At 56.2% G+C, this 24,520-nt stretch carries 22 protein-coding genes and 4 tRNA genes; 7 read left to right on the top strand and 19 right to left on the bottom strand.

The features are described from left to right. Positions 1 to 38 precede the first annotated feature (38 nt). The gene (pldB, locus tag AC2LB6_RS04235; protein WP_490092582.1) at positions 39 to 1,031 is read right to left on the bottom strand and encodes a lysophospholipase L2; all 993 of its coding nucleotides are present in this window, start codon (positions 1,029 to 1,031) and stop codon (positions 39 to 41) included. Positions 1,032 to 1,143: 112 nt separating this feature from the next. Here pldB and rhtB point away from each other — a divergent pair, with 112 nt between their 5' ends. Beyond that, positions 1,144 to 1,767 (top strand): homoserine/homoserine lactone efflux protein, encoded by a 624-nt coding sequence (rhtB, locus tag AC2LB6_RS04240; protein ID WP_490092583.1) that lies wholly within the window; start codon positions 1,144 to 1,146, stop codon positions 1,765 to 1,767. A gap of 69 nt (positions 1,768 to 1,836) precedes the next feature. Here the strand turns inward: rhtB and AC2LB6_RS04245 are convergent, their stop codons facing one another. The 4 genes from AC2LB6_RS04245 to pldA all read right to left on the bottom strand — a co-directional run bounded on the left by AC2LB6_RS04245 (position 1,837) and on the right by pldA (position 6,226). Next, complete coding sequence (locus AC2LB6_RS04245; protein ID WP_490092584.1) at positions 1,837 to 2,646, bottom strand: DUF1460 domain-containing protein; 810 nt, start codon at positions 2,644 to 2,646, stop codon at positions 1,837 to 1,839. A 211-nt stretch (positions 2,647 to 2,857) separates the two neighbouring features. After that, positions 2,858 to 3,481, bottom strand: a complete 624-nt coding sequence (rhtC, locus tag AC2LB6_RS04250) for a threonine export protein RhtC (RefSeq protein ID WP_179899028.1) — start codon at positions 3,479 to 3,481, stop codon at positions 2,858 to 2,860. 12 nt (positions 3,482 to 3,493) lie between these two features. Next, positions 3,494 to 5,323: an ATP-dependent DNA helicase RecQ gene (gene recQ / locus AC2LB6_RS04255; RefSeq protein WP_490092585.1), complete on the bottom strand. Its 1,830-nt coding sequence runs from the start codon at positions 5,321 to 5,323 to the stop codon at positions 3,494 to 3,496. A 24-nt stretch (positions 5,324 to 5,347) separates the two neighbouring features. Next, complete coding sequence (gene pldA / locus AC2LB6_RS04260) at positions 5,348 to 6,226, bottom strand: phospholipase A (RefSeq protein ID WP_490092586.1); 879 nt, start codon at positions 6,224 to 6,226, stop codon at positions 5,348 to 5,350. A gap of 194 nt (positions 6,227 to 6,420) precedes the next feature. Between pldA and AC2LB6_RS04265 the strand changes: the two genes are divergently transcribed. After that, a complete protein-coding gene (locus AC2LB6_RS04265) occupies positions 6,421 to 6,891 on the top strand; it encodes a thioesterase family protein (RefSeq protein ID WP_490092587.1) in 471 nt (156 codons plus the stop codon). A gap of 23 nt (positions 6,892 to 6,914) precedes the next feature. Beyond that, positions 6,915 to 7,820, top strand: coding sequence for an EamA family transporter RarD (rarD, locus tag AC2LB6_RS04270; RefSeq protein ID WP_490092588.1), 906 nt, complete (start codon positions 6,915 to 6,917; stop codon positions 7,818 to 7,820). Here rarD and AC2LB6_RS04275 read toward each other — a convergent pair. The 10 genes from AC2LB6_RS04275 to AC2LB6_RS04320 form a co-directional block, all read right to left on the bottom strand. Further along, positions 7,785 to 8,843, bottom strand: coding sequence for an AbrB family transcriptional regulator (locus AC2LB6_RS04275; protein WP_490092589.1), 1,059 nt, complete (start codon positions 8,841 to 8,843; stop codon positions 7,785 to 7,787). The two genes, rarD and AC2LB6_RS04275, sit on opposite strands and share 36 nt — an antisense overlap. A 97-nt stretch (positions 8,844 to 8,940) precedes the next feature. Continuing rightward, entirely contained in the window at positions 8,941 to 9,894 is a 954-nt protein-coding gene (gene corA / locus AC2LB6_RS04280) for a magnesium/cobalt transporter CorA (RefSeq protein WP_003854370.1), read from the bottom strand. Positions 9,895 to 10,072: 178 nt separating this feature from the next. Continuing rightward, entirely contained in the window at positions 10,073 to 10,129 is a 57-nt protein-coding gene (ysgD, locus tag AC2LB6_RS04285; protein WP_369690086.1) for a YsgD/CorL family protein, read from the bottom strand. A gap of 67 nt (positions 10,130 to 10,196) precedes the next feature. Further along, on the bottom strand, positions 10,197 to 12,359 hold the full coding sequence (uvrD, locus tag AC2LB6_RS04290) for a DNA helicase II (RefSeq protein WP_490092590.1): 2,163 nt from the start codon (positions 12,357 to 12,359) through the stop codon (positions 10,197 to 10,199). A 155-nt stretch (positions 12,360 to 12,514) separates the two neighbouring features. Then, positions 12,515 to 13,231 (bottom strand): 5-amino-6-(5-phospho-D-ribitylamino)uracil phosphatase YigB, encoded by a 717-nt coding sequence (gene yigB, locus AC2LB6_RS04295; protein ID WP_022624864.1) that lies wholly within the window; start codon positions 13,229 to 13,231, stop codon positions 12,515 to 12,517. Further along, positions 13,228 to 14,133 (bottom strand): tyrosine recombinase XerC, encoded by a 906-nt coding sequence (gene xerC, locus AC2LB6_RS04300; protein ID WP_490092591.1) that lies wholly within the window; start codon positions 14,131 to 14,133, stop codon positions 13,228 to 13,230. Before xerC ends, yigB begins: the two co-directional genes overlap by 4 nt. Continuing rightward, on the bottom strand, positions 14,130 to 14,834 hold the full coding sequence (locus AC2LB6_RS04305) for a DUF484 domain-containing protein (RefSeq protein ID WP_010257324.1): 705 nt from the start codon (positions 14,832 to 14,834) through the stop codon (positions 14,130 to 14,132). Before AC2LB6_RS04305 ends, xerC begins: the two co-directional genes overlap by 4 nt. After that, on the bottom strand, positions 14,831 to 15,655 hold the full coding sequence (gene dapF, locus AC2LB6_RS04310) for a diaminopimelate epimerase (RefSeq protein ID WP_010257326.1): 825 nt from the start codon (positions 15,653 to 15,655) through the stop codon (positions 14,831 to 14,833). Before dapF ends, AC2LB6_RS04305 begins: the two co-directional genes overlap by 4 nt. 28 nt (positions 15,656 to 15,683) lie before the next feature. Then, positions 15,684 to 15,884, bottom strand: a complete 201-nt coding sequence (gene lptM / locus AC2LB6_RS04315; RefSeq protein WP_010257328.1) for an LPS translocon maturation chaperone LptM — start codon at positions 15,882 to 15,884, stop codon at positions 15,684 to 15,686. Between the two features lie 147 nt (positions 15,885 to 16,031). Continuing rightward, positions 16,032 to 18,590, bottom strand: coding sequence for a class I adenylate cyclase (locus AC2LB6_RS04320; RefSeq protein WP_010257330.1), 2,559 nt, complete (start codon positions 18,588 to 18,590; stop codon positions 16,032 to 16,034). 315 nt (positions 18,591 to 18,905) lie between these two features. Here AC2LB6_RS04320 and hemC point away from each other — a divergent pair, with 315 nt between their 5' ends. Genes hemC through hemY form a run of 4 tightly spaced genes read left to right on the top strand, consistent with a single transcriptional unit; the run spans position 18,906 to position 22,930 of the window. Beyond that, on the top strand, positions 18,906 to 19,847 hold the full coding sequence (gene hemC, locus AC2LB6_RS04325; protein ID WP_031292611.1) for a hydroxymethylbilane synthase: 942 nt from the start codon (positions 18,906 to 18,908) through the stop codon (positions 19,845 to 19,847). After that, positions 19,844 to 20,572, top strand: coding sequence for a uroporphyrinogen-III synthase (gene hemD, locus AC2LB6_RS04330; RefSeq protein ID WP_033767572.1), 729 nt, complete (start codon positions 19,844 to 19,846; stop codon positions 20,570 to 20,572). The genes hemC and hemD overlap by 4 nt, the downstream gene beginning before the upstream one ends. 25 nt (positions 20,573 to 20,597) lie before the next feature. Then, positions 20,598 to 21,731, top strand: a complete 1,134-nt coding sequence (hemX, locus tag AC2LB6_RS04335; protein ID WP_490092592.1) for a uroporphyrinogen-III C-methyltransferase — start codon at positions 20,598 to 20,600, stop codon at positions 21,729 to 21,731. A 2-nt stretch (positions 21,732 to 21,733) separates the two neighbouring features. After that, positions 21,734 to 22,930, top strand: coding sequence for a protoheme IX biogenesis protein HemY (gene hemY / locus AC2LB6_RS04340; RefSeq protein ID WP_490092593.1), 1,197 nt, complete (start codon positions 21,734 to 21,736; stop codon positions 22,928 to 22,930). A gap of 1,116 nt (positions 22,931 to 24,046) precedes the next feature. Here the strand turns inward: hemY and AC2LB6_RS04345 are convergent. The 4 genes from AC2LB6_RS04345 to AC2LB6_RS04360 form a co-directional block, all read right to left on the bottom strand. Then, positions 24,047 to 24,123, bottom strand: a tRNA-Pro gene (locus AC2LB6_RS04345). Between the two features lie 20 nt (positions 24,124 to 24,143). Next, positions 24,144 to 24,230: transfer RNA gene (locus tag AC2LB6_RS04350), tRNA-Leu, on the bottom strand. Positions 24,231 to 24,246: 16 nt separating this feature from the next. Then, positions 24,247 to 24,322, bottom strand: a tRNA-His gene (locus tag AC2LB6_RS04355). A gap of 98 nt (positions 24,323 to 24,420) precedes the next feature. Beyond that, positions 24,421 to 24,497: transfer RNA gene (locus tag AC2LB6_RS04360), tRNA-Arg, on the bottom strand. Positions 24,498 to 24,520: the final 23 nt, after the last annotated feature.

The raw sequence follows: 24,520 nt of genomic DNA on the forward strand, positions 1-24,520 counted from the left end.
TCTGGTTCTGCCGGTTTAAACCGGTCGGATAAATAACGTCAGTGGTGCGATGAAAAGAAGTCGACCACTGCATTGAGTGCTTCGGCGCGCATCTCATCCTTTTCGAACAGAATTTCATGACGCGCACCCTCGATCACCCGTGGCTTATTGCCCTCACACGGATGACCCGCCGCCGCCATCGCGGCACAAAACAGGTCCTGTGAACGATTGTCGACCACCCGATCATCGCTGGCCTGTAACAGCAGCAGTGGCGTGGTGATTTTATCGACCTGACTGATGATGTTGCGACCCGCATGGATGCCTTCACGCACCCAATGGTAGGTTGGCCCGCCCACGCGAATCGCCGGATCGTCCGCATAAAAACGCAGGTTTCGCCGGTAACGCTCGGTGCTGTGCGTCAGCCGGTTAATGCCAAACGGATGTGCGCGCCAGCGTCCTGTGCCCAGCGCATAGCCATCACGCATGGCCGGACGTTTCTCCGCCCAGTCCAAAATGCGGTGGGCCAGAAATGAGGGCAGCGGCAAGGCGATGCCAAACATCGGTGCCACCAGCGCGACCGCATGAAACGCTTGCGGCTGACGAGCAAGGAACAGCGTTAAGATTGCGCCACCCATCGAGTGAGCCAGCGCATAGCGCTGCTGGTAATGGCCACTGACGATCTCTTTCAGGTAGAGCGTTTCAAGATCGTCAACATAATGGGTAAATTCCGCCACATGACCCCGGTGTGAATCTTCCAGCAGGCGATCGGAACGCCCCTGACCGCGATGGTCCAGAATCACAACATCAAATCCGCAGTGAAACAGATCGTACGCCAGTTCAGGATATTTTATGTAACTCTCGATGCGTCCCGGCACAATCAGGATCACACGCTTGTGTTGCGGCGATGTGAAGCGGACATAGCGCAGCGTCAGATTACCCACGCCGGTAAACTCAAGCTCTTCACGACTGTGCCAGAAATCGAGCAGCGGCCCGGTGGCGAAGGCAGCAAAGGCTTTTTCTCGTCGCAGCCAACTGGCTTTATGTAGATTCATTCGCCCTCCTGATGACCGGATACAGAGTCCTGAATGCGCTGCGCAGGCCATAGCGCCGCGCTTATTTCTGGCGTATTGTGTCACAATTCCGCTACTAAAGAGAGCCTGACCCATGACCATCGAATGGTGGCTGACTTATCTGCTTACCACCACAATCCTGAGCCTGTCGCCCGGTTCCGGCGCAATCAACACCATGAGTACCGGTATCAGCCACGGCTATCGTGGCACGGTGGCTTCTATCTCCGGTTTGCAGGTCGGACTATTGCTGCACATCGTGCTGGTCGGCATCGGTCTGGGCGCGCTGTTTTCTCAGTCGCTACTGGCATTTGAAATTCTGAAATGGGCCGGTGCGGCCTATCTGGTCTGGCTGGGTATTCAGCAGTGGCGATCAGCGGGTGGCATCGATCTGGATGCGGTCGCCAAAGCGATGCCGCGTCGTCGCCTGTTCAAACGCGCCGTACTGGTTAACCTGACCAACCCGAAAAGTATCGTCTTTCTGGCTGCCCTGTTCCCGCAGTTTATTCAGCCACATCAGCCGCTGTTTATGCAGTATCTGGTGCTGGGCGTGACCACCGTAGTGGTCGATATCATCGTGATGATTGGCTACGCCACGCTGGCCACACGCATTGCTGGCTGGATTAAAGGGCCAAAACAGATGAAGTTGATGAACCGCATTTTCGGCGGGCTGTTTATGGCAGTTGGCGCACTGCTGGCCAGCGCCAGAAAAATCGCTTAAGACCTTACGCGCCGACACTCTGAGGTCGGCGCGAACCCTTCCTGTTTAATCCCTTCTTCCCTGGCGCCGTTATGGCGCGGTCAGTGGCACCGCACGTAACACAACGATGCCCGGTTTAGACCGCATATATTCCCTGAATGGCGCATCGACAACTTTGCGATTAGCGGCCAGCGAAGAGGCATTCCTGAACCACAACCGGCCATCATGCCGGACGGCAATCCCGGCATGTGAGACATCCAGCCCCTGGGCGGGGGTGTAAACCCCAATGTAATCGCCGGTCTGGATCTGCTTCAGTACGTGTACGGTGATCGCGCGGGCCGGAATATAAGTTATGCGGCGAGGAATCACACCCAGACCGGGCAGCCTCTCTTTTCCGCTGGCCTGACGATTCAGTTGCTTCACCACCGTCACCGCATCCGGGCTGAGTGTGCTGGTTATGTCATCGGCATTGCGCGGACTCTCAGCAAACCAGTCGGTAAAAAAGTGCCGACGTTTCAGGTAGCTGACTTCACCGCCAGCGTAGCGGGTCTGAATCAGGCTAGTTTCAAAGCTGGCGCGGTCGTGGCTGCGGCTCAGCGCGTGAACGTAATCAAGCAGCGTGAAGCAATCCACTCCATTGAAATTGATCACCAGTGCCTCTGGCGTATCGGGCGAGCCAATCAGCGTATCCGCCTGGTAGGGCGTACCGAGAAAAGTGGCTGAGATCTGGCTAATCCTGTCACCCTGCAGTTGCTCTGACGCCGGAGGTGTCTGCGCAAGGATAGCCGAGACACTATCCTCTTTAGCCGGATCAGGGGCGCGGTAATGGGCAGCATCAGGCGAGGCGCAGCCGCTGAGGCAGACCGTGATTAACAGCAGTAACAGAGGTTTTACTCTCATCATCATCTCCATGAAAAAATAGTCCGTCGCAACGACCATACCGGAGGTGATGGTTTCATTAATTAACGAATGGTGACTATTTATCTGCGGTTACAGCAGATAGACCTTAGCAGGCACAGATTGTGACAGCCGTCACGCAGGCGAAGTTCATAGGAGGTGACAGGAGGTGAAATTACTGCCGGATGCGCAGCGCGCTATCCGGCATAAGGGCTTAACGAGAAATAATCAGATGGATACCAAAACCGGCAAACAGGACGCCTGCCATGCCATCGACCCATTTCGCCAGCCGCTGATAGCGGGTGCGGATCCACGGCAGCGCAAAGATAGCTGCCACCAGGGTAAACCAGGCAAAGGTTTCACCGACAATCAGCAGGAACAGACCCCAGCGCTCCGCCGAACCGACATCGTCGCCGACAAACAGCGAGAAGACGCTACCGAAGTAGATAATGGCTTTAGGATTCGACAGGTTGGTCAGCAGACCCTTGAGAAAGCTCATTCCGCGTTTCGGCAGTTCAACCACCGGCTCATCCTGCTGCGGCTGTTTGTGACGCTGACGTGCCGAACACATCAGCTGCCAGCCCATCCACAGCAGATAAAGACCGCCGCCGACCATGATGATCTGGTGCAGCCAGGCCATTTTTTCCAGAATCAGATGCAGCCCCATCAGCGCCACGCCCGCCCAGACCACAATGCCAAGCGTAATGCCCAGCACACCCATCATCGCTTCTTTGCGTGAGCGGCTGGCTGCGGTTTGTGATACGAAAAAGAAATCGGGGCCGGGGCTCATCAGCGCCACCAGATGAACCAGCGCCACGGTTGCGAATAACATCAGCATGATTAGTGTCCTTTACTCTTCATCATCAAGATGCTCTTTGATCATCACCAGGAAAGGTTTGCCAAAGCGCTCCAGTTTGCGGTGACCCACGCCGTTGACGCTGAGCATCTCGGACGCGCTGACCGGCATCTGTTCTGCCATCTCTATCAGTGTGGCGTCATTGAACACCACGTAAGGCGGAATATTCTCTTCATCAGCGATCGCTTTTCGCAGCTTACGCAGTTTGGCGAACAGTTTGCGATCGTAATTGCCACCGTGGAACTTCGCCGGACTGCTGCTCTTAATCTTCGCAGTAATTAAACGCGGCACTGCCAGCATCAGTGGTACTTCACCGCGCAGCACCGGACGCGCTGCTTCGGTGAGCTGTAACGCCGAATGCATAGCGATGTTCTGCGTCACCAGCCCCAGATGGATTAACTGACGTAACACGCTGACCCAGTGTTCGTGGCTCTGATCTTTGCCCAGTCCGTAGACCGGCAGTTTGTCATGACCCTGTTCACGGATGCGCTGATTGTTCGAACCGCGCAGCACCTCAACGATGTAGCCCATCCCAAAACGCTGCCCTACGCGGTAGATGCCGGAGAGCGCTTTTTGCGCTTCAACCAGGCCGTCATAACGTTTAGGCGGATCGAGACAGATATCGCAGTTGTCGCACGGCTGCTGGCGACCTTCGCCAAAATAGTTCAGCAGCACCAGGCGGCGGCAGGTCTGCGCTTCGGCAAACGCGCCCATGGCGTTGAGCTTGTGGCGCTCAATATCCTGCAGCGGCCCCGGCACTTTCTCTTCCAGACATTTACGCAGCCAGGCCATATCGGCCGGATCGTAAAGCATCATCGCTTCGGCTGGCAGACCATCACGTCCGGCTCGCCCGGTTTCCTGATAATAGGACTCAATGTTGCGCGGAATATCGAAGTGGACCACAAAACGGACGTTGGGCTTGTTGATGCCCATGCCAAAGGCCACCGTCGCCACCACGATTTGCAGATCGTCACGCTGGAATGCTTCCTGCACCCGGCCACGCTGTTCGCTGTCGATTCCGGCATGGTACGCCCCGACGCTGAATCCCCGGCTTTGCAGTCGCGCGGCAGTGTCTTCCACCTTCGCCCGGCTGTTGCAGTAGATAATGCCGCACTTGCCGCGCTGATCCTGAACGTAACGCAGCAGCTGATCGGTGGGTTTGAATTTTTCCACCAGCGTGTAGCGGATATTGGGGCGGTCAAAACTACTGATCTGGATCAGCGGATCCTGCATGTGCAGCAGGTTAACGATGTCGTTGCGGGTAGTTTCATCGGCGGTCGCGGTCAGCGCCATCACCGGTAATTCCGGGAAACGCTGACGCATCTTCCCGAGTGCGCCATATTCCGGGCGGAAATCGTGGCCCCACTGGGAAATACAGTGCGCTTCATCTACCGCCAGCATCGCCGGTTGCCAGTGCGCCAGACTTTCCAGGAAGTTATCCATCATCAGGCGTTCAGGAGCGATATAAAGCAGCTTAACCCGACCAGTGCGGCAGTCAGCCATCACCGCCTGCTGCTGATCGCGCGTCATGGTGGAGTTGAGATAGGCGGCCGCCACGCCGTTCGCCAGCAGCTGATCGACCTGATCTTTCATCAGCGAGATCAGCGGCGACACCACCAGCGTCAGCCCCTCGCGCACCAGCGCCGGGATCTGATAGCAGAGCGATTTACCGCCGCCGGTGGGCATCACCACCAGACAATCGCGCCCGCTCAGCGCCTCATTAATGATCGTCTGCTGACCGGGACGAAAATGCTGGTAGCCGAAGGTATCCTGCAATACCTGCTGCGCCAGCGCTTCCTGATTAAGAACTGCCGAGGTTGCCACGCGATTCCTGTCTTTCGTTAGGGATTAGAACAAGTCGTTAAGTGTTACACCCATACCCAGACGCGTCTGGCGATGGTTATAATCGATCAGTGATTCACCGTAGCCGCTAAACACCTGAGTATAGAAGCGAACATGCTCAGTGATAGGATAGCTCCAGCCCAGCGTCGCGCCGCCATAACCGCTGTTCCAGTTATAGTTGCCCTCTACGCTGAAGATATTGTCGCCGAGTTTATAGCCCAGACGGGTGCGGTAGTAACCCATGTATTTGGTAATGTCCGGGTTATCATTGCTGCTCGCCCCTTCAGGGATGCGATACCAGGGTTTGATTTCCGCCAGGAAGTTACCGTTCTCTGCCATCAGACGCGCATAGACGCGGTTCCAGCTGCGCGAGGTCGGATCGCTTCGTCCGTTGGATTCGTGATTCAGACCCACTTCGACATCACGCAGCGTCCAGCCACCCAGCGAGTAGTCGGTCGCCCAGCCGAGGAAAATCTGCGGCTCATAGTTGGTTTCACGGAAGGGTGATGACTCCGCGCTATTAGACAGCTGCCACCAGGAACGTTGGGTGTAAGAAGCTGCCAGCACCGAATTGTCGCCCAGAATACCGCGCCACAGCGGAAACGCCAGGCTGAGCTGGAATTTCACTTCATCTTTGCGCGCATTCTCTCCCCAGTTATAGGAGGAGATCGCCTCTTTATTAAGGTCGCTGGTATAGGTGTAGAGCAGATAATTGTTCTCGTAAGGATAGAGAACAAACGGATTATCATGCTTCTCCAGCAGGTTAGCAATAATGCTGCCCTGCACCTGTGGCGCGTCATGAACCTCTTTAATCCGGGCTTCATCCGCCTGCGCCAGCGCAGGAAATATCAACATTGCCGCCAGCAAGGCGCGATGCTTACGCATATAATTCTCCGGTGAGCAGCTGCGTATCAGAATAACTGAAAGGGTGTCGTAAAAAGCAGGCCATTCTACACGCAAATGGCAGTGAGCATGAGTGCTGATTTCTTAAACTGGAAACACCCTCGCAGGCGGAATAGAATACACAACTCGTTCATGTTCCGCGCCCCTCTGGCCCGATTTTTTCAGGACACATCATCATGTCATCACCCGTGCTGACACAGCAGGACGCTCGCCAGCTGGTCGGCGAAATTTTCGTTTATCACATGCCGTTCAATCAGGCGTTAGGCCTGGAGCTGGTGCGCCTTGATGCAGACTACGCTGAGATCAGCTTCAATAACAAAACCATGCTGGTAGGTAACCAGGCGCAGCAGATTCTGCATGGCGGTGTTATCGCGTCCGTCCTGGATGTCGCTGCGGGCATGGTCTGCGTCAGTAATGCGTTAACCCGTCAGGAGAGCATCAGCGAAGCGGATCTCCGCCAGCGTCTGTCACGCATGGGCACCATTGATATGCGCGTCGATTATTTACGTCCCGGACGCGGCAAACGCTTCACCGCGACCAGCAGCCTGCTGCGCGCCGGTAACAAAGTCGCTGTGGCACGCGTAGAGCTGCACAATCAACAGGGCGACTATATCGCCACGGCTACCGCCACCTATCTTATCGGCTAACAAAGCCATTGAATGGACCGCATATGGATACGCAACAAACCCGTCAGGGCGTTGGCTTTGCACTGGGCGCTTACTTTATCTGGGGCATTGCACCCGCTTATTTCAAGCTAGTGAAACAGGTTCCCGCGACAGAAATCATGACGCACCGGGTGATCTGGTCTGCACTCTTTATGCTGTTGCTGATTACCCTGAGCCGCAGCTGGCCGGGTGTCCGCAGCGTACTGCGCCAGCCTAAAAAAGTGCTGCTGCTGGCGCTGACGGCAGTGACTATCGGCGGTAACTGGCTGCTGTTTATCTGGGCGGTCAACAATCAGCATATGCTGGAAGCCAGTTTGGGCTACTTTATTAACCCGCTGATTAATGTGGTGTTTGGCATGCTGTTTCTGCGCGAGCGTTTTCGCCGCCTGCAGTGGCTGGCCGTCCTGCTGGCAGCCGTCGGCGTGCTGGTGCAGCTCTGGCAGTTCGGGTCGTTGCCGATTATCGCGCTGGGCCTGGCGCTGAGCTTTGCCCTGTATGGTCTGTTGCGCAAAAAGATTCAGGTCGATGCGCAGAGCGGCATGTTGATTGAAACCCTGTGGCTGTTTCCGCTGGCGGCAATTTACCTGTTTGGCTTTGCCGACAGCGCCACCAGCCATTTATCGGCTAACCCGCTGAGTCTTAACCTTAAACTGATAGCGGCGGGCATTGTGACTACTATTCCGCTGATGCTGTTTGCGGCAGCCTGCAGCCGGCTGCGGCTCTCCACCGTGGGCTTCTTCCAGTACCTCGGCCCGACGCTGATGTTTGTCCTGGCGGTGGCGTTTTACGGTGAAACCATCACGCCAGACAAGCTGGTGACCTTTGGCTTTATCTGGCTGGCGCTGCTGGTGTTTGTCTGCGATGCGGTGGCGTTTTCAATCCGCTCCCGCTCCCGTTCGCGCATAGCGTGAAATAAAGCGAGCTAAGGCCGGGCCGGTCAGCAGGATGGTAAAGAGACGCAACGTCTGCATCGCCATCACAAACGCCATGTTGACCTGCGTTCCTGCAGCAATAATCGCCACCGTGTCCAGTCCACCTGGACTGGTGGCGAGATAGGCCGTCATCAGATCGATATCCAGCATTCGCGTCAGCATCCACGCCAGCCCGCCACACAGCAGCATTAGCCCGAAGATCGAGGCCAGCATCTGCGGCAGCGTGCGCAGTGCCAGCAGAAAGATTGGACGGGTGAAACGCAATCCCACGCTCCAGCCAATGAGCGCATAGGCCACGGCCAGCAGCCACTCCGGCACCTGTAATACCGCGATATGGCTGCTGTTCAGTGCCGCGCCCGCCAGCGCGGGCAGCAGCAGCGCGCCAGAAGGAATGCGCAGTCGTGTGCCCAGCCACGCGCCCGTCAGCATCACAACCAGCGTAATAGCAAAGCCGCGATTCAGCGCGGGGAACCAGAGCAAAGAAACGCTGTGGGCTTGATCACCCAGCCCGATGCGCGCCACCAGCGCGGCCGCCGAAGCGACAAACAGCACCCGAAGATACTGCATAAAAGCGACCAGCCGGACGTCAGCGCCAAAGTCCCCCGCCATCGCCACCATGGCTGAGGCACCGCCCGGCGACGATCCCCACGCGCCGGTCGGGCCGGGCAGATGACTGAAGCGCACCAGCAGAAAACCGGACAAGCCGCTAGCCGCCAGCGTCAGCAGCAGCACCGCCAGCACGATCGGCCAGTCCTGAATCAACGGTGTCAGAATCGAGGGCGACAGGCTCTGGGCAATCATGCAGCCCAGAACGGCCTGAGCAAGCAGGAAGAACCGTCTGTCAATGCGCAGCGTGGCACCCGACAGCCCCATCACCACACCCACAATCATCGGTCCCAGTAACAGCGCGGCGGGTACATGAAAATAGTGCAGTACCGCACCCAGTAACACGGAAATCAGCAGCAGCAGCGTCCACTGCGCGCGCAACGAAAAAGCGTCCATAAGAAGTTAATTGTTTGTAAAAACAGGAGGGTCAGAGTACGCAGAAATCGGGACGGGAGCCAGCAGAACGGGCCATCTGAGATGGCCCGTGGCTTTTTTAAAGCCAGTTTTTACGCTTGAAGTAGAGATAAGGTGCCAGTCCGGCCAGAATCATCAGGCCGATAGCCGCAGGATAACCGAAGCTCCACTTCAGTTCCGGCATAAACTCGAAGTTCATCCCGTAGCTGGAAGCGACCAGCGTCGGCGGCAGAAACACCACGGAGACCACCGAGAAGATCTTGATGATGCGGTTCTGTTCGATGTTGATAAAACCCATCGCCGCCTGCATCAGGAAGTTGACCTTCTGGAACAGTGATTCGTTATGCGGCAGCAGCGACTCGATATCGCGCAGAATTTCCCGCGCCTGCTCCAGCTGATTGCCCGGCAGACGCGCTTTACGCACCAGGAAGTTCAGGGCGCGCTGAGTATCCATCAGACAGAGACGCACCTTCCAGCCGATATCTTCCAGTTCCGCGAGTCGCGACAGCGCCTGATCGTACTCTTCGCCCTGCTGACCTTCCATGATCACCCGGCTGAGTTTCTCCAGTGCGCTATAGATGTTCTCGATTTCATCCGCCAGCTGTTCGATTTTGGTTTCAAACAGGTCGAGCAGCAGCTCAAAGGCATTGCCGTCAATCAGGGTCTGGTTACGGGCGCGCATGCGATAGAGGCGGAAAGCGGGCAGCTCACGTTCGCGCAGCGTGTAGAGCCGACCTTCACGAATAGTGAACGCCACGGTGGAGTTACCAGCGTGGTCGTCAGCATCTTCATAGAAGAAGAAGGAGTGAATATGCAGACCATCTTCATCTTCGAAGAAGCGTGCCGAGGCCTCAATATCTTCCAGCTCAGGCCGTGTTGCCAGGCTCTGGCCCAGCTCCGACTGCACGCGGTCACGCTCACCCTCTTCCGGTTCGATGAGATCGACCCAGACGGAGGTGGTCAGTTTGTCGTTTTCGTCTTCCAGCTCCAGTCGCGTCAGGCGGCTGTGATCCAGTTTAAATGCGCTCAGCATAGCAATACTCCCCATTGCAGACTAAATGGGACAAGGCAGTCCGCCGTTCCTCAACATGGAACGTGCGGCCTGAACACGGAAACAGAGTTTCAGAGATAAATCAGTGCTGACTCGTGCGACGGAATCAAAAAGGGAGGTCGCTGATAACCGCTAAGGCTACCCGCGTAAAGAGGTAGCCTTAGATGTTATTCCTGGTATCCAGGTCATTGAGCCAGCATCGACTGGGCGTGTCCAAGGCATTGTCCTCTCATGATAATAGTGGGCGCATGTTACGCTGAGACGAAAAAGCCGTCAACCGCACCCTAAAGCGTTTCCAGCTTCGCGTAAGCCGCCACCAGCCACTTGATTCCCTGCCCCTGAAACGCCACCTGCAGGCGGCTGTGCTCACCGCTGCCTTCCAGATTAATGATGGTGCCTTCGCCAAATTTAGCGTGATGAACACGCTGTCCCAGCGCGAATCCGCTGTCATTTTTGGTCATCGGGGCACCCATCCGCTGATGGTTCACCGGACGGCTTACGCTGGCACGCAGACGCACTTCTTCAATGCATGCTTCGGGCAGTTCGCCGATGAAACGGGAAGGCCGATGATACACTTCCTTACCATAGAGTCGGCGGGTTTCAGCGTAGGTCAGTGTCAGCTTGATCATCGCACGGGTTACACCGACATAAGCCAGACGACGCTCCTCTTCCAGACGGCCGCCTTCATCCAGCGACATCTGGCTCGGGAACATCCCCTCTTCCATGCCGACGATAAAGACCTGACTGAACTCCAGCCCTTTGGCCGAGTGCAGCGTCATCAGCTGAACCGCATCCTGCCACTTGTCCGCCTGACCTTCACCCGCTTCAAGGGCGGCATGGGATAAGAAGGCCTGCAGCGGCATCAAATCTTCATCTTCGTCCTGATAGCTGAACTGGCGTGTTGCCGTCACCAGCTCCTCAAGGTTTTCGATACGCGCCTGGCCCTTCTCACCTTTTTCCTGCTCATACATCAGCCACAGGCCTGAGTCTTTAATGACCCGGTCGGTCTGAACATGCAGCGGTAAATCGGCAGTTTCGGTAGCCAGTGAATCAACCAGCTCACAGAAGCGTTGCAGCGCCGATGCGGCGCGACCAGCCAGCGCGCGGCTTTGCAGCAGTTCACGCGTTGCCTGCCATAGCGTCATCTGACGTTCACGCGCCGTCTGACGCACCACGTCCAGCGTGCGATCGCCCACGCCGCGCGTCGGGGTGTTTACCACGCGCTCAAATGCCGCGTCGTCATTGCGGTTCGCCATCAGACGCAGATAGGAAAGCGCATCTTTGATCTCCTGACGTTCGAAGAAGCGCATGCCGCCATAAATACGGTACGGCATGCTGCTCTGCAGCAGCGCCTCTTCCAGCACACGCGACTGGGCGTTGCTGCGATAGAGAATGGCGCAGTCGTTGAGCGCGCCGCCGTTCTCCATCCAGACCTTGATACGGTTGACCACGAAGCGTGCTTCATCCAGCTCATTAAAGGCGCAGTAGATCGAGATCGGTTCGCCGTCGCTGCCTTCGGTCCACAGCTCTTTACCCAGACGACCATTATTGTTGGCGATCAGGGCGTTGGCGGCTTTCAGGATATTATTGGTTGAGCGGTAGTTCTGCTCCAGACGGATCGTTTCTGCGCCAGGGAAATCCTGCAGGAAGCGCTGAATATTCTCGACCTGCGCGCCGCGCCAGCCGTAGATCGACTGATCATCATCGCCCACGATGATCACCCGGCCGCTGTCGCCCGCCAGCATCCGAATCCAGGCGTACTGAATGTTGTTGGTATCCTGAAACTCATCTACCAGCACGTTGGTAAAACGTTCGCGGTAGTGATTAAGAATGTGCGGCTTGTTGAGCCACAGCTCATGGGCGCGCAGCAGCAGCTCGGCGAAGTCAACTAAACCGGCGCGATCACAGGCTTCCTGATAGGCCTGATAAATGCGCAGCCAGGTCTGCTCAATCGGATTACCGTAGCTTTCGATATGTTTTGGCCGCAGGCCTTCATCTTTTTTGCCGTTGATGTACCACATGCCCTGACGCGCAGGCCACTGCTTGTCATCAAGGTTCATGGATTTGATCAGGCGCTTGAGCAGACGCAGCTGGTCTTCACTGTCGAGGATCTGAAAATCCTGCGGCAGGCCGGCGTCAAGATGGTGAGCGCGCAGTAAGCGGTGCGCAAGCCCGTGAAAGGTTCCGATCCACATTCCGCCCTGGCTGGTGCCGATCAGATGCTCGATACGGTGACGCATCTCCGCTGCTGCTTTGTTGGTAAAGGTCACCGCCATAATCGAATAGGGCGAGCAGTTCTCCACCGACATCAGCCAGGCAATGCGATGCACCAGCACCCGCGTTTTACCACTGCCCGCGCCTGCCAGCACCAGCAGGTTACTGCGCGGTGCCGCAACGGCAGCGCGCTGATTGTCATTCAAACCATCGAGCAGTTCAGAAACGTCCATAAGCACCGATTACCAAAGAAAAAAACGCCGTCGTCACACTGATTATTCCGCCTGCCGCAAGGCATTATCGCTGCCAGTCAGGCGGCGCCACAGACGCCGGATAAGGGACGGCGGCAAAACAGAAAAGAGGAGACGACTGGATAAATTTACAGCCATTATAGCAGTGAGGTGAGTGATGCCAACCGCGAAATTTCGACATGCGGCAACAGGCGCGCATCCGGGATATGCATCAGGTTGCCCTGCCGCAGGTTAATCCAGCAGGCCTGCAGCCCGCAGCGCAGTGAGCCCGCCACGTCGGTGGTCAGGTCATCACCCACGTGCAGAATATGGTGTGGCGCGATATCAAGGCGTTGCGCGGCAAGCTGATACATATCCTGCCATGGCTTGGCGCGCCCGTCCGGGCCGGCCCGCAGTGTGAAGCGGAAGTATTCGGCAATGCCCATTTTTTCCGGGCAGGCGTTGCCGTTGGTGACCGCCACCAGCGGGATTTTCTCCGCCAGGGCTTTCAGCGTCTGGTGCGTCTCATCCGGCATCTCGACCTGACTCCGCCACTGATGGAAGACCGCCATCACTTCTGCCGCGCCCGCGGTGGCTTCAGCAGCAGAGAGGCCGATATTCAGCATCGCCAGCTCAACCGAACGGCGTCGCCACTCCGAAACATCATGATAGATATCAGGTTCGCGCTGCAGCAGTTCATCGCGCAACTGCTGATAATCCTGCGGCGTGAAGTCACGCAGCGCCGGATGAAAAGCCTGCAACGCGGCATGGGATTCCAGGGTGGTACGACGGATGACCGGGTAGTTATCGTAGAGTGTGTCATCAAGGTCGAAGGTCATGGCTTTTATGGCCGACAGCGGACGATAAAACTTCATTCGTTCTTTCCTCGTTTGGCGCGGGGATGCGCAGCGTCATACACCGAAGCCAGATGCTGGAAGTCGAGGTGGGTATAGATCTGGGTCGTCGACAGGTTTGCATGGCCCAGCAACTCCTGCACGGCGCGCAGGTCACCACTGGATTCCAGCAGATGCGTGGCAAAAGAGTGTCGTAGCTTATGCGGATGAATATGACTCGCCACACCCTGTCTGATGCCCCATTCGGCAAAGCGTTTCTGCACGTTACGTGGCGAGATGCGGTTGCCGCGCGTCGAAAGAAACAGCGCATCATCCTGGGCGCCAAAGGTTTCACGCAGCGGCAGCCAGTGCTGGATCCAGGTGACCGCCGTGCTACCAATCGGTATCCGGCGCTCTTTGCTGCCCTTACCGACGACCCACACTTCGCCTGAATCGAGATCGACGTGGCGACAATCCATATTCACCAGTTCAGAGAGACGCAAACCGCCGCCATACATCACTTCCAGCATCGCCCGGTCGCGCACCGCCAGCGGATCGCTAAGGTCGATCTCCAGCAGTTGATTCACTTCATCAACATCAATGTTTTTAGGCAGATGGCGCGCTTTACGCGGCGTCATCACCCCTTTGGCCGGGTTGGCGGAAAGCAAACCCTGGCTCACCTGCCAGTCGAGAAAACTGCGCAGGGCGGAGAGCCGCAGCGCGAGGCTGCTGGCGGCCAGTCCGGCGCGACGGCTGCGCGCCGCCATGCTGCGCACCTGTGCTGGTTCCAGCTGCGCCCAGCTGCTGAGCTTCATCTCATCAGCAATCGCCACCAGCGCGGCAAGCTGGCGCGCATAGCTGCTCTGGGTTAACGGACTGAGCTGGCGCTCCACTTTCAGGTAGCGCAGAAATCCGTCGACGGCCTCCTGCAGCGCGCTGCTCATGCGCGTTCAACCCAGCGGGAGAGCAGATCAGGCATCATCTGCGACAGATGCTGCAGCAGCAGTGTCCCCATGCCCGATTGATAGTGCTGGCTGTCACGACTGCTGAACACCAGCACGCCGAGATCGCCCTCCTCACCCATTAGCGACATGGCAACCGACCCGATCGCTTTGGCCTGCGGCAGCAGCAGCAGCAATTCCGGCCCGTTAATGTTGCCAAGATAGTGATGCTGGTTACCGAAGCGCTGAATACGCAGCGGTTCAAACGCCTGACGCGAGAGGCTCAGCTGAAAGAAATCGGAGGGCGCGCCCAGCAGCCATTTATCACTGAACAGCCGCACATTGGCACCCGCCAGGCCCAGCTCACGCGCCCAGCGATGCAGACGGTTGAGCATATCCTGCAGCGAGTCAGCCGCGGCCAGGTGGCTTTCCAGCGACAGCAGACGGTCAAACAGTTCGTGGTTAGCGCTGGCCTGCTCCATCAGCAGCGTGATCTCTTCTTCCAGCCGCTGAATATGGTTGCGTTGCCGCGCCATATGCCATTCGACCAGCGAGACGCTGCCACGCACCGGATGCGGCACGGCCATCTGTTCAACTGCGCGGGCATTGCGGATAAAGAAATCGGGATTCTGCCGCAGATAATCACTGACGGCCTGATCGTCCAGCAGAACCGAACTGTCAGCCTGCTCTTCGATATTTTTCATAGATGAATAAACCCATCGTAGACGTGTGTCGCAGGCCCGGTCATATAGAGCGGCTGACCGGCGCCTTTCCAGGTGATGTGCAGCGTTCCGCCAGGCAGGTCGACACGCACTTTGGGTGCCAGAATGCCCTGCTGAATGCCACATGCAACGGCAGCACAGGCGCCGCTGCCGCACGCCTGCGTTTCACCCGCTCCGCGTTCGTAAACGCGCAGGCGGATATGTTCGGGATTGATGATCTCCATAAAACCGACATTGACGCGATCCGGAAAGCGTTCATGACTCTCCAGAATCGGGCCAAGCAGTTCAACCTGCGCGGTTTTGACACTTTCAACCTGGATAACGCAGTGCGGGTTGCCCATCGACACCGCACCCAGCATCACCGTCTGTTCGGCCACGCGCAGCAGGTAGAGATTTTCGGCTTTGTTGGCACGGAACGGCACCTGCTGAGGCTCAAAGTTTGGCTCGCCCATGTTCACGCGCACCTGGTCGTCAGGCGTGACGGTCAACACCATGCGGCCATTCTGCGTACTGACCCGGATGTCACTTTTGTTGGTCAGCCCTTTCAGCTGAACAAAGCGGGCAAAGCAGCGCGCACCGTTGCCGCACTGTGCGACTTCACTGCCGTCAGCGTTGAAAATGCGATAGTGGAAATCGAGATCGGGATCATAAGGCGGTTCAACAATCAGCAGTTGATCAAAACCGATGCCCAGATGACGATCGGCCAGCCGGCGGATCAATTCCGGCGAAAAGAAGACGTTTTGTGTCACCGCATCCACAACCATAAAATCGTTGCCGAGACCGTGCATTTTGGAGAACTGCATTTTTTGCTCCGCCGGATAAGCCATCAGATTAGTTCGCTTTTACGCCTGAATTGCCGGTAACCAGCCCGCCGACATCGGCTTTAGAGGCATCCGCTTTCTGGCGGTCGGTTGGGGCTTGTTGTTTCTTCGGCTGATCCTTCGGCGGGAAGTAGAGCGGTCCTTTCAGACCACAACCTGCAAGGCTGATTACTGCCAGTGTCATGGCCAACAGGCTTATTACTTTCTTCATTCTTTATGCTCTTCATGTCCTTTACCTGGATGCTTATCATCGCAGTTGAAGGTGGAAAAGCAACAGGAAATGCCCGCAAATAGCGTGAAGCGGGTGTCAAGCCGGGAAGATAGCGGCCACCTGCAGAGCGCAGGCAGCCCGTCAGCATCAGTGCACCTGATAGCGTGGCTGATAGTCGCTGTTGTCGTTATCAGGCTGCGAGGTACACAGCTGCGTCAGCGTCTGGCTACGGAACGGAATCACCTGGAATCGCTCACCGGTGTTCACAATCTGGTAGAACTGCGGCAGGTTGAAGTTGATAAAGCTCGAACCATAGGTAAAGCGATCGTGCGATGAGGAGTAGAACCGGCTGACGTCGCGCACCAGCTCCTCTTTGCTGCCTTCACAGTGATGATAGACCTCAACCCGATTGGTCTCATCAAGGATGTAGATATTGAAGCCGCGCTCATCAGTGGTGTTTTCAAAGAAGAACTGAATAATGCCTTCGCTGGCATAACCGTTGACCACGGGTGGCAGCGGCGTCTGATTCGTTTCGACTTTGATCGACAGTCCGTGCAGCTTGTTGTTGGAGATCGCGCCATAAAACTCAACCGCGTTTTCCAGCTTCTGCACCGAAACGCTCATGCGTTCAAAGAACAGGCCCCAGGTCTCACCCGCCATACGCAGCGCTTTAAAGCGACCCGGCTCCTGACGTGTGCTGGAGAGGCGCAGCTCAATGCATTCGGAGACCAGCTGCTGTACCCGCGTCCGAATCAGACCGCGCAGATGCTGGCTGTAGCAGAACACTTCCACCGTATCGGGCGGTGCAGCATCCTGATGCATCTTGCCGAGAATGGTTTTCAGTCCTTCGATCATCGCCTGTTCGCCACTGAAGTGCAGCGTACGTACCTCATTCCAGGAGTTGCGATAGAGCAGATCGATGCTGCCAATCAGGCACTGCTGCTGCTGACCAAAACTAAAGACATCCAGCTTACGGAAGTCGAAGTGCACCACCTGATTGCGGAAGGCCGCCGTCGGATCGTGTTCAAGGTTAACAATAATCGCAAGGTGCCGGATTTCGCACGGACTGTAGAGCGCTTTTGGCGTCGGCGAGGGCAGACGCAGCGGGAAATGGCTGGAAACATCGTTAACCAGCTCCTGCAGACGCGCCAGATCGCAAACCTCATTGCCTTTAATATGCAGCCGGGTTTTACGGGTCAGCAGCCCATTGAACCACGCCCACGCCACCAGCTTATTCAGGTAACGGTTATATTCCAGCGGCTGATGGCTGATAATCGAATCCATGTCCGGTGCCTGGTTGTAGAGATACCAGCCGGAACGGTTGGCGCGGCCAGGCGGCACATGAATAAAGGTCAGATTGGGCTCGGAGAGATCGGGCGAAATCTGCGGATTCACCAGCGTCACTTTGCCCGGCAGCGCTTCAAACGCGGCATACAGTTTACGGGTCAACACACCGATATCCTGCGGGCTGGCGCTGACGCTTAAGTTATTGCGGCGGGCAAAACGGATCAGGTTGCGATAACTCTGCATCATCGCATCCAGCAATTCATTATGGGCTTCGCGCACCCGCTCGATTTTCCACTCAGCGCGGTTGTCCAGAATGGCGATCTTCTCTTCGTTCCAGCCCCACTCTTTGACCAGCTGCGATAAAATTTCGCGACGCCAGCCGGTGCGGTGCTGATGATCTTCGGTGCTGAGCTTTTCACACACTTTGAGGTAGAAGCAGCGACGCACCAGGTCAAGACGCGGCTGATCGTCAACGCTGGTCAGATAGTGCGTGACGCGCTCCAGCATCATGCAGTAAGGATCAAGCCCGAAGCAGATAATTTCACCGTCATGCAGGCGCTGTTTGATATCCATCGCCAGCAGTTGCGTATTCGGGTATTCCCAGCTGTACGCTTCCAGCAGCAGCGTTTTCAGTACGGCTTTATACGGGGAGTCGATGCTTTTATAGAGCTGCCACAGGCTGGCGCCGAAATACTCTTCCGCCGACAGCGTGCCGAGGCCGCCAAGATCGAGCCACTCATTAGGGGTCAGCACGCCTTTGGCGTAAAGCGACATCACGTAGTCGTCGTAATTGTGCTCTTCTTCGCCCGGCACCATATTCCACAGGATGCGTTTACCCGCCATACGAACCGCGGTACGGTAAAACTCATCCAGCAGTAAAATATGTTGTGTTGAACCGCAATCTTCACCGCCCAGACTGCCGCTTTCGTTGTGGCGGAAGCGGTTCTCATCAATCAGAAAGAAACTCACCTCCACGCCCATCGAAACGCACCACTTCTGCAGCAGCGTACATTTGCGCTGCAGATTCAGACGCTCTTCATTATCGAGCCAGGATTGATGGCAGACCCAGATATCGAGATCCGAGACGCTGTTCTGGCCGACAGATGAGGTGCTGCCCATAGAATAGATAGCCGTGATCGGCATTTCGCCTTTCGGCGCATCGGCATGACGCAGATCGCTGTCGCCGGTGAGATCGGCCAGCAGCTGACGCTGATTTTCATCAGGCGTGAAGAAGCTGATGCCATGTGGAACGCTACCTTCAAGGTAACCCGGCATCTGCGGATGTTGATAATGTAATAAGGTTGGCAGCAGACTGTAGACGCGCTGAAAAGCGGGTCCCATAGCAGCCAGCGCACGATCAACGCGCAGCTGGTTGATTGCATCCAGTCTCTGTTTCAGTGTCTCAATGTAGAGGTACAAGACGTTTCGCCTGATTGTCCCAGTGTTTAAGCACCCTGTTTCCACACTCTGCCGCTTATAAAGTAAAAAAGTGGGCAGATAATTGCTGGAAACGTGATCAATCTAACACCCTGCAGATTGACCGTAAAGAAAGTTGCGCTACCTGACAGTTTAGCACGTTCTTACCAGCTTCCCGCCTTTTCAGCTCTGGTTCCCACGTTATGGCTTAATAAACCGGCCTGAAACCGCACGCAGGCCGTTTTCAATCCGTTGAAACTGACAGTCTTCACCCAGAGATGATAGGATATTCAGTGAACGATAAAAATGGTTAACAGCATGTTAGACAAAATTTTCAGAATTGCTACAAGACAAAGCCCGCTCGCATTATGGCAGGCACATTATGTACAGCAACGACTCATGAGTGCCCATCCGGGACTGCGCGTTGAGCTGGTGCCTATGGTCACGAAAGGTGACATCATCCTTGATACGCCGCTGGCAAAAGTGGGTGGCAAAGGGCTGTTTGTCAAAGAGCTTGAGCTGGCGATGCAGGATGGCCGTGCCGATATGGCGGTGCACTCGATGAAGGATGTGCCGGTCAATTTCCCGGAAGGTCTGGGCCTGGTAACCATCTGCGAGCGCGACGATCCGCGCGATGCGTTCGTTTCTCATCATTATGACTCTATCGACGCGCTGCCACAGGGTGCCATTGTCGGCACGTCCAGCCTGCGCCGTCAGTGCCAGATTAGTGCGCGCCGTCCGGACCTGGTTATCCGCTCGCTGCGAGGCAATGTCGGCACCCGCCTCGGCAAGCTTGATGCCGGAGAGTATGACGCGATTATTCTTGCTGTCGCCGGGCTGAAACGCCTGGGACTGGAAGATCGCATTCGTCAGGCGATGCCTGCCGAAGTTTCCCTGCCCGCCGTGGGTCAGGGTGCGGTCGGCATTGAATGCCGTCTGGACGACACCACCTTAATTGGCCTGTTGCAGGCGCTGAATCACGATGACACCGAAGTCTGTGTCAGAGCCGAGCGCGCCATGAATACCCGTTTAGAGGGTGGCTGCCAGGTGCCAATCGGCAGTTTCGCGGTGCTGGAAGGCGATGACCTCTGGCTGCGCGGCATGGTCGGCGCACCGGATGGCCGGGTCATGGTCAGCGGCGAACGCCGTGGTCCCCGCGCTCAGGCTGAACAGATGGGCATTTCACTGGCCGATGAACTGCTCAATGGCGGCGCGCGTGAAATCCTGCAGGAAGTTTACCAGGGGCAGCCGCCGGCATGACCATTCTGGTGACGCGTCCGGAACCCGCAGCGGCAGAGCTGGTGTCACGCCTGCATGCCCTTGGCAAACAGGCGTGGAGCCTGCCGCTGATCGAATTTGCGCCGGGCGCTGATCTCACCTCTCTGCCACAAAAGCTCGCCGCACTTCGCCCTGGCGACCTGGTTTTTATCCTTTCTCAGCAGGTTATACATTACGCACAACACACCGTCACAGCATGGCCCGCTGAGCTGGACTATTATGCAATTGGTCGCAGCACCGCACTGGCGTTTCATACCGCCAGCGGACAGCAGGTGACCTGGCCTCATGCACATGAAACCAGTGAAGAATTGATCCGGCTGAATACCCTTCAGCAGGTTGCCGGTAAACGTGCACTGATCCTGCGTGGCGATCCCGGACGCGAGTTGCTGGCACAGACGTTAACCCGGCGAGGTGCTGAGGTGTCGTTTGCAGCCTGTTATCAGCGCTGCCAGAAGTATTATGATGGACCCGTTGAAGGACGCCGCTGGCGCGATCGCGGTGTCTCCGTGCTGGTGGTGACCAGCGGTGAAATGTTACAACAGCTTTTTTCGCTGTTCCCCGCAGTTGATCGCGAGGAATGGCTGCTCAACTGCCGACTGGTTGTCGTCAGTGAACGTTTGGCTACCCTGGCCGCAGGATTGGGTTGGCAGGATATTCAGGTAGCCGATGGTGCCGATAACGATGCGCTGCTGCGCGCGTTACGCTGAACTTTAACAATGGGATGTGCCACATATGACGGAACAAAAAGACTCCTCCGCCATGGTTGAAGAAACCACCCCAGCGGTCGACCGCTCTCCTTCCAGCAACAGCACACCACCGCGTAATGCGAAAAATGGTGGCATGGTGCTGGGTGCAGTTGCGATTGTCATTGCGCTGGCGATTGGTGCGGGTTTATACCTTAACGGGAAACATCAGGCTGATTTACAGGCACAAACCAATCAGAAGCTGAACGAACAATTAAGCGCGTTGCAACAGCAGGCCAGCAGCGACAAACAGCAGCTGACTCAGCAACTGAGCGGCGCCGAAACCGCGTTGCAGACAGCCCAGACACAGCAGAACGCGTCAGCAAAAGAGCTGGAAACCCTGCGTGAAAAAGTGGCCGTGATTTCTGGTAACGACGTGCGCAGCTGGTTGCTGGCACAGGCGGACTATCTGGTGAAACTGGCTGGTCGCAAACTCTGGAGCGACCAGGATGTCACCACCGCCGCTGCACTGCTGAAAAGCGCCGATGCCAGCCTGGCCGACATGAACGATCCCAGCGTCATGAATGTGCGTCGTGCGCTGACCCAGGATATCAGTAACCTCTCTTCTGTTACACAGGTCGATTATGACGGCGTGATCCTCAAACTGAACCAGCTGTCGAACAACGTTGATAATCTGCGTCTGGCCGATAACGACAGCGATGATGCGCCGATGGACAGCGATGGCGGTGAACTGTCAGGTTCCGTGCGCGAATGGCGTCAGAATCTGGTGAAAAGCTGGCATAACTTTATGGATGATTTTATTACCATCCGCCGCCGCGATAACACCGCCCAGCCGCTGCTGGCACCTAATCAGGATGTTTACCTGCGTGAGAATATCCGCTCGCGTTTGCTGATTGCTGCTCAGGCGGTACCGCGTCATCAGGATGAGATTTATAAACAATCTATCGACACCGTGTCCGCATGGGTTCGCGCCTGGTACGACACCAATGATGCCGCTACCAAAGCCTTCCTTGCCCAGCTGGATGAGCTGAGCCAGCAGAACATCAATATGGATCTGCCGGATAACCTGGAAAGTCAGCCGTTGCTGGAACAGCTGATGCAGACCCGCGTTCGGAACCTGTTAGCGCAACCGTCTGCCGCTGCTAATCAGCAGGGAGGCTAAGCATGCTTAAGGTATTTATCCTCTTTATCCTGCTGATTGCTGGCGTAGTGCTGGGACCGATGATTGCCGGTCATCAGGGCTACGTGCTGATTCAGACCGATAACTGGAATATCGAAACCAGCGTCACCGGCCTGGTCATTATCCTCATCCTCAGCCTGCTGGTGATTCTGGCCGTGGAATGGCTGCTGCGCCGCGTGCTGCATACCGGCGCGCGTACCCGTGGCTGGTTTACCGGACGTAAACGCCGTCGCGCCCAGCGTCATACTCAGTCGGCGCTGATGAAGCTGGCAGAAGGCGATCACCGTCAGGTGGAAAAACTGCTTTCTAAAGATGCCGATCACGCTGATGTGCCGGTGGCGAACTACCTGCTGGCAGCAGAAGCTGCGCAACAGCGTGGTGATGAAATCCGTGCTAATCAGCATCTTGAACGTGCTGCAGAGCTGTCGGAGAGCAACACTATTCCGGTAGAAATTGCCCGCGCACGTATTCAGCTGGCACGTAACGAAGATCATGCTGCGCGTCATAGCATTGACCGTCTGCTGGAAGTGGCACCGCGTCATCCTGAAGTGCTGCGCCTGGCCGAACAGGCTTATGTCCGCACCGGTGCCTGGAGTGCCCTGCTGGATATTCTGCCTGCTATGCAGAAGTCGCAGGTTGGCGATGAGCTGCATCGCGATGCATTGCAGCAGCAGGCCTGGCTGGGTCTGATGAATCAGGCGATGGCCGACCAGGGCAGCGATGGACTGAAGCGCTGGTGGAGCACGCTGAGCCGCAAAACCCGTCAGGATACAACCCTGCAGGTGGCTTTGGCGGATCATCTGATTGAATGTAACGATCACGACACCGCTCAGTCGATCGTGCTGGAAGGCCTCAAGCGTCATTATGACGATCGTTTGGTACTGCTGATGCCTCGCATCAAAAGCGGTAATCCGGAAGCGCTGGAGAAGGCATTACGCCAGCAGATCAAACAGCATGGCGCAACGCCGTTGCTGCACAGTACGCTGGGACAGTTGCTGATGCGTCATGGCGAATGGCAGCAGGCGGCTGACGCGCTGCAACAGGCGCTGGCACAACGTCCGGATGCCTTCGATTATGCATGGCTGGCAGATGTCTACGATCGTCTGCATCGTCCGGAAGAGGCTGCGAAGATGCGCCGTGAAGGATTGTTACTCACATTGAAGAACAATCCCAACGCCTGATCCTCTTTTCATATCTGATAAAGCCGGGCTTGCCCGGCTTTTTTGTGCCCGCAATCTGCCAACACGCTTTCGCAGGCAAAAAAACACCTGCCAGTGGCAGGTGCAAGATCAGGTCGGTAAGACAACCGGGAGGTACCTGACTCAACGTGGTGTCTGTTAACCCTGTAAGGCTTACGCGATACAGGCAGGCAGACAACAGGTACCGAAAATTGGCTCTGCATCATTCCCAGGTTTATGTAGCATCAGCAGACATAAGAGGTGGAATGAGCATCTACAGCAGAAGTATTGCACAAGCCGTGCCAGGTTTATGATTTTTTTTAAAATCACAATAAATCAGCAGGTTAAATAATTAGCTCAAAACTTCATTCAACAGGCCTGTCGGGAAATGTCGGTATCCAGCGACAGCTGGCATTTTCTCTGTCTCTGAATGGAGACAGCAAAGCCAATCTCTCTGTGAACTCAACAATAACAATGACTTATTTGTCGGCAATTCACGACGCTGTTGCTACTGTTTAAGCAACTTTATCTGACAACTGGCGAAATCAAGGGTGAGCTGGCATCAAAGGACTAGCTAACAAGCAGCCCGCTCTCACTGCTGTGCGGGCTTCAGGGAGCATACGCCTTTCGCAAAGACGCAAAAGACGCCATCCATGGCAGGCTCAGCGCGGGCCGTCCCTGGCCCGCGATGCTTTGCTACAGGCGTATGCTCCCTTCGCTTCACGTATGGCAGACGCATCTGATACTTACAAGGACGCTTCAGACAAATGACAGATCTAAACCCGGATGCATCTGACCACAGCGCATAAGCTCAACGCGCAGGGAGCATGGTCAGAGGAGGAAAGCGTCCCGCGCCAGGGACAAAAACGCCGGGAGCGTTTTTGAACAACGCAAAGCGTTGGCCCGGTAACGGGCGCACCTCAGGGATGAGGTGCGTAATCGCGTGGGCCGAGCGGCCATGGATGGCTTAAGCGACTTTCCGATCTGACCATGTTCCCTTCGCAGGCTCGGATTTACAGCAAACTTATTTAGCCGTACCCACCTAAACCTCCTTCGGAGGTCCTCATCCTCTTTTCTACAGACGAAAAAAAACCTGTCTTTTCAGACAGGTTTCTAAAATGGTCGGCGAGAGAGGATTCGAACCTCCGACCCACTGGTCCCAAACCAGTTGCGCTACCAAGCTGCGCTACTCGCCGATTTTTTTAACTGTTTTGCCTGGTGCGAAGAGAGGGACTTGAACCCTCACGTCCGTTAAGACACTAACACCTGAAGCTAGCGCGTCTACCAATTCCGCCACCTTCGCGTTTCCCAGCAAAATCTGGGGTGGCTAATGGGACTCGAACCCACGACAACTGGAATCACAATCCAGGGCTCTACCAACTGAGCTATAGCCACCACAATACTTAATGTCACAAGTTAAAAACCTGCAGCATTTAAATCTTTACTGCCAACCGCGGTAAATCAACCACCGAAGCTCATGCGCACAAACGATATGGCGCGCCCGACAGGATTCGAACCTGAGACCTCTGCCTCCGGAGGGCAGCGCTCTATCCAGCTGAGCTACGGGCGCGTAGCGCCGTTGCGGATGTGCAT

The sequence above is a fragment of the Pantoea sp. RCC30.1 genome, assembly GCF_058148845.1.

Excerpts from the sequence above, each read along its gene's own strand:
- AC2LB6_RS04265 (WP_490092587.1), top strand. The coding sequence starts at position 6,421 with ATGTCATCACCCGTGCTGACACAGCAGGACGCTCGCCAGCTGGTCGGC.
- AC2LB6_RS04245 (WP_490092584.1), bottom strand. The coding sequence starts at position 2,646 with ATGAGAGTAAAACCTCTGTTACTGCTGTTAATCACGGTCTGCCTCAGC.
- rhtC (WP_179899028.1), bottom strand. The coding sequence starts at position 3,481 with ATGCTGATGTTATTCGCAACCGTGGCGCTGGTTCATCTGGTGGCGCTG.
- rarD (WP_490092588.1), top strand. The coding sequence starts at position 6,915 with ATGGATACGCAACAAACCCGTCAGGGCGTTGGCTTTGCACTGGGCGCT.
- hemX (WP_490092592.1), top strand. The coding sequence starts at position 20,598 with ATGACGGAACAAAAAGACTCCTCCGCCATGGTTGAAGAAACCACCCCA.
- AC2LB6_RS04275 (WP_490092589.1), bottom strand. The coding sequence starts at position 8,843 with ATGGACGCTTTTTCGTTGCGCGCGCAGTGGACGCTGCTGCTGCTGATT.
- AC2LB6_RS04305 (WP_010257324.1), bottom strand. The coding sequence starts at position 14,834 with ATGAAAAATATCGAAGAGCAGGCTGACAGTTCGGTTCTGCTGGACGAT.
- yigB (WP_022624864.1), bottom strand. The coding sequence starts at position 13,231 with ATGAAGTTTTATCGTCCGCTGTCGGCCATAAAAGCCATGACCTTCGAC.
- pldA (WP_490092586.1), bottom strand. The coding sequence starts at position 6,226 with ATGCGTAAGCATCGCGCCTTGCTGGCGGCAATGTTGATATTTCCTGCG.
- xerC (WP_490092591.1), bottom strand. The coding sequence starts at position 14,133 with ATGAGCAGCGCGCTGCAGGAGGCCGTCGACGGATTTCTGCGCTACCTG.
- hemY (WP_490092593.1), top strand. The coding sequence starts at position 21,734 with ATGCTTAAGGTATTTATCCTCTTTATCCTGCTGATTGCTGGCGTAGTG.
- uvrD (WP_490092590.1), bottom strand. The coding sequence starts at position 12,359 with ATGGACGTTTCTGAACTGCTCGATGGTTTGAATGACAATCAGCGCGCT.
- lptM (WP_010257328.1), bottom strand. The coding sequence starts at position 15,884 with ATGAAGAAAGTAATAAGCCTGTTGGCCATGACACTGGCAGTAATCAGC.
- corA (WP_003854370.1), bottom strand. The coding sequence starts at position 9,894 with ATGCTGAGCGCATTTAAACTGGATCACAGCCGCCTGACGCGACTGGAG.
- hemD (WP_033767572.1), top strand. The coding sequence starts at position 19,844 with ATGACCATTCTGGTGACGCGTCCGGAACCCGCAGCGGCAGAGCTGGTG.
- hemC (WP_031292611.1), top strand. The coding sequence starts at position 18,906 with ATGTTAGACAAAATTTTCAGAATTGCTACAAGACAAAGCCCGCTCGCA.
- dapF (WP_010257326.1), bottom strand. The coding sequence starts at position 15,655 with ATGCAGTTCTCCAAAATGCACGGTCTCGGCAACGATTTTATGGTTGTG.
- pldB (WP_490092582.1), bottom strand. The coding sequence starts at position 1,031 with ATGAATCTACATAAAGCCAGTTGGCTGCGACGAGAAAAAGCCTTTGCT.
- rhtB (WP_490092583.1), top strand. The coding sequence starts at position 1,144 with ATGACCATCGAATGGTGGCTGACTTATCTGCTTACCACCACAATCCTG.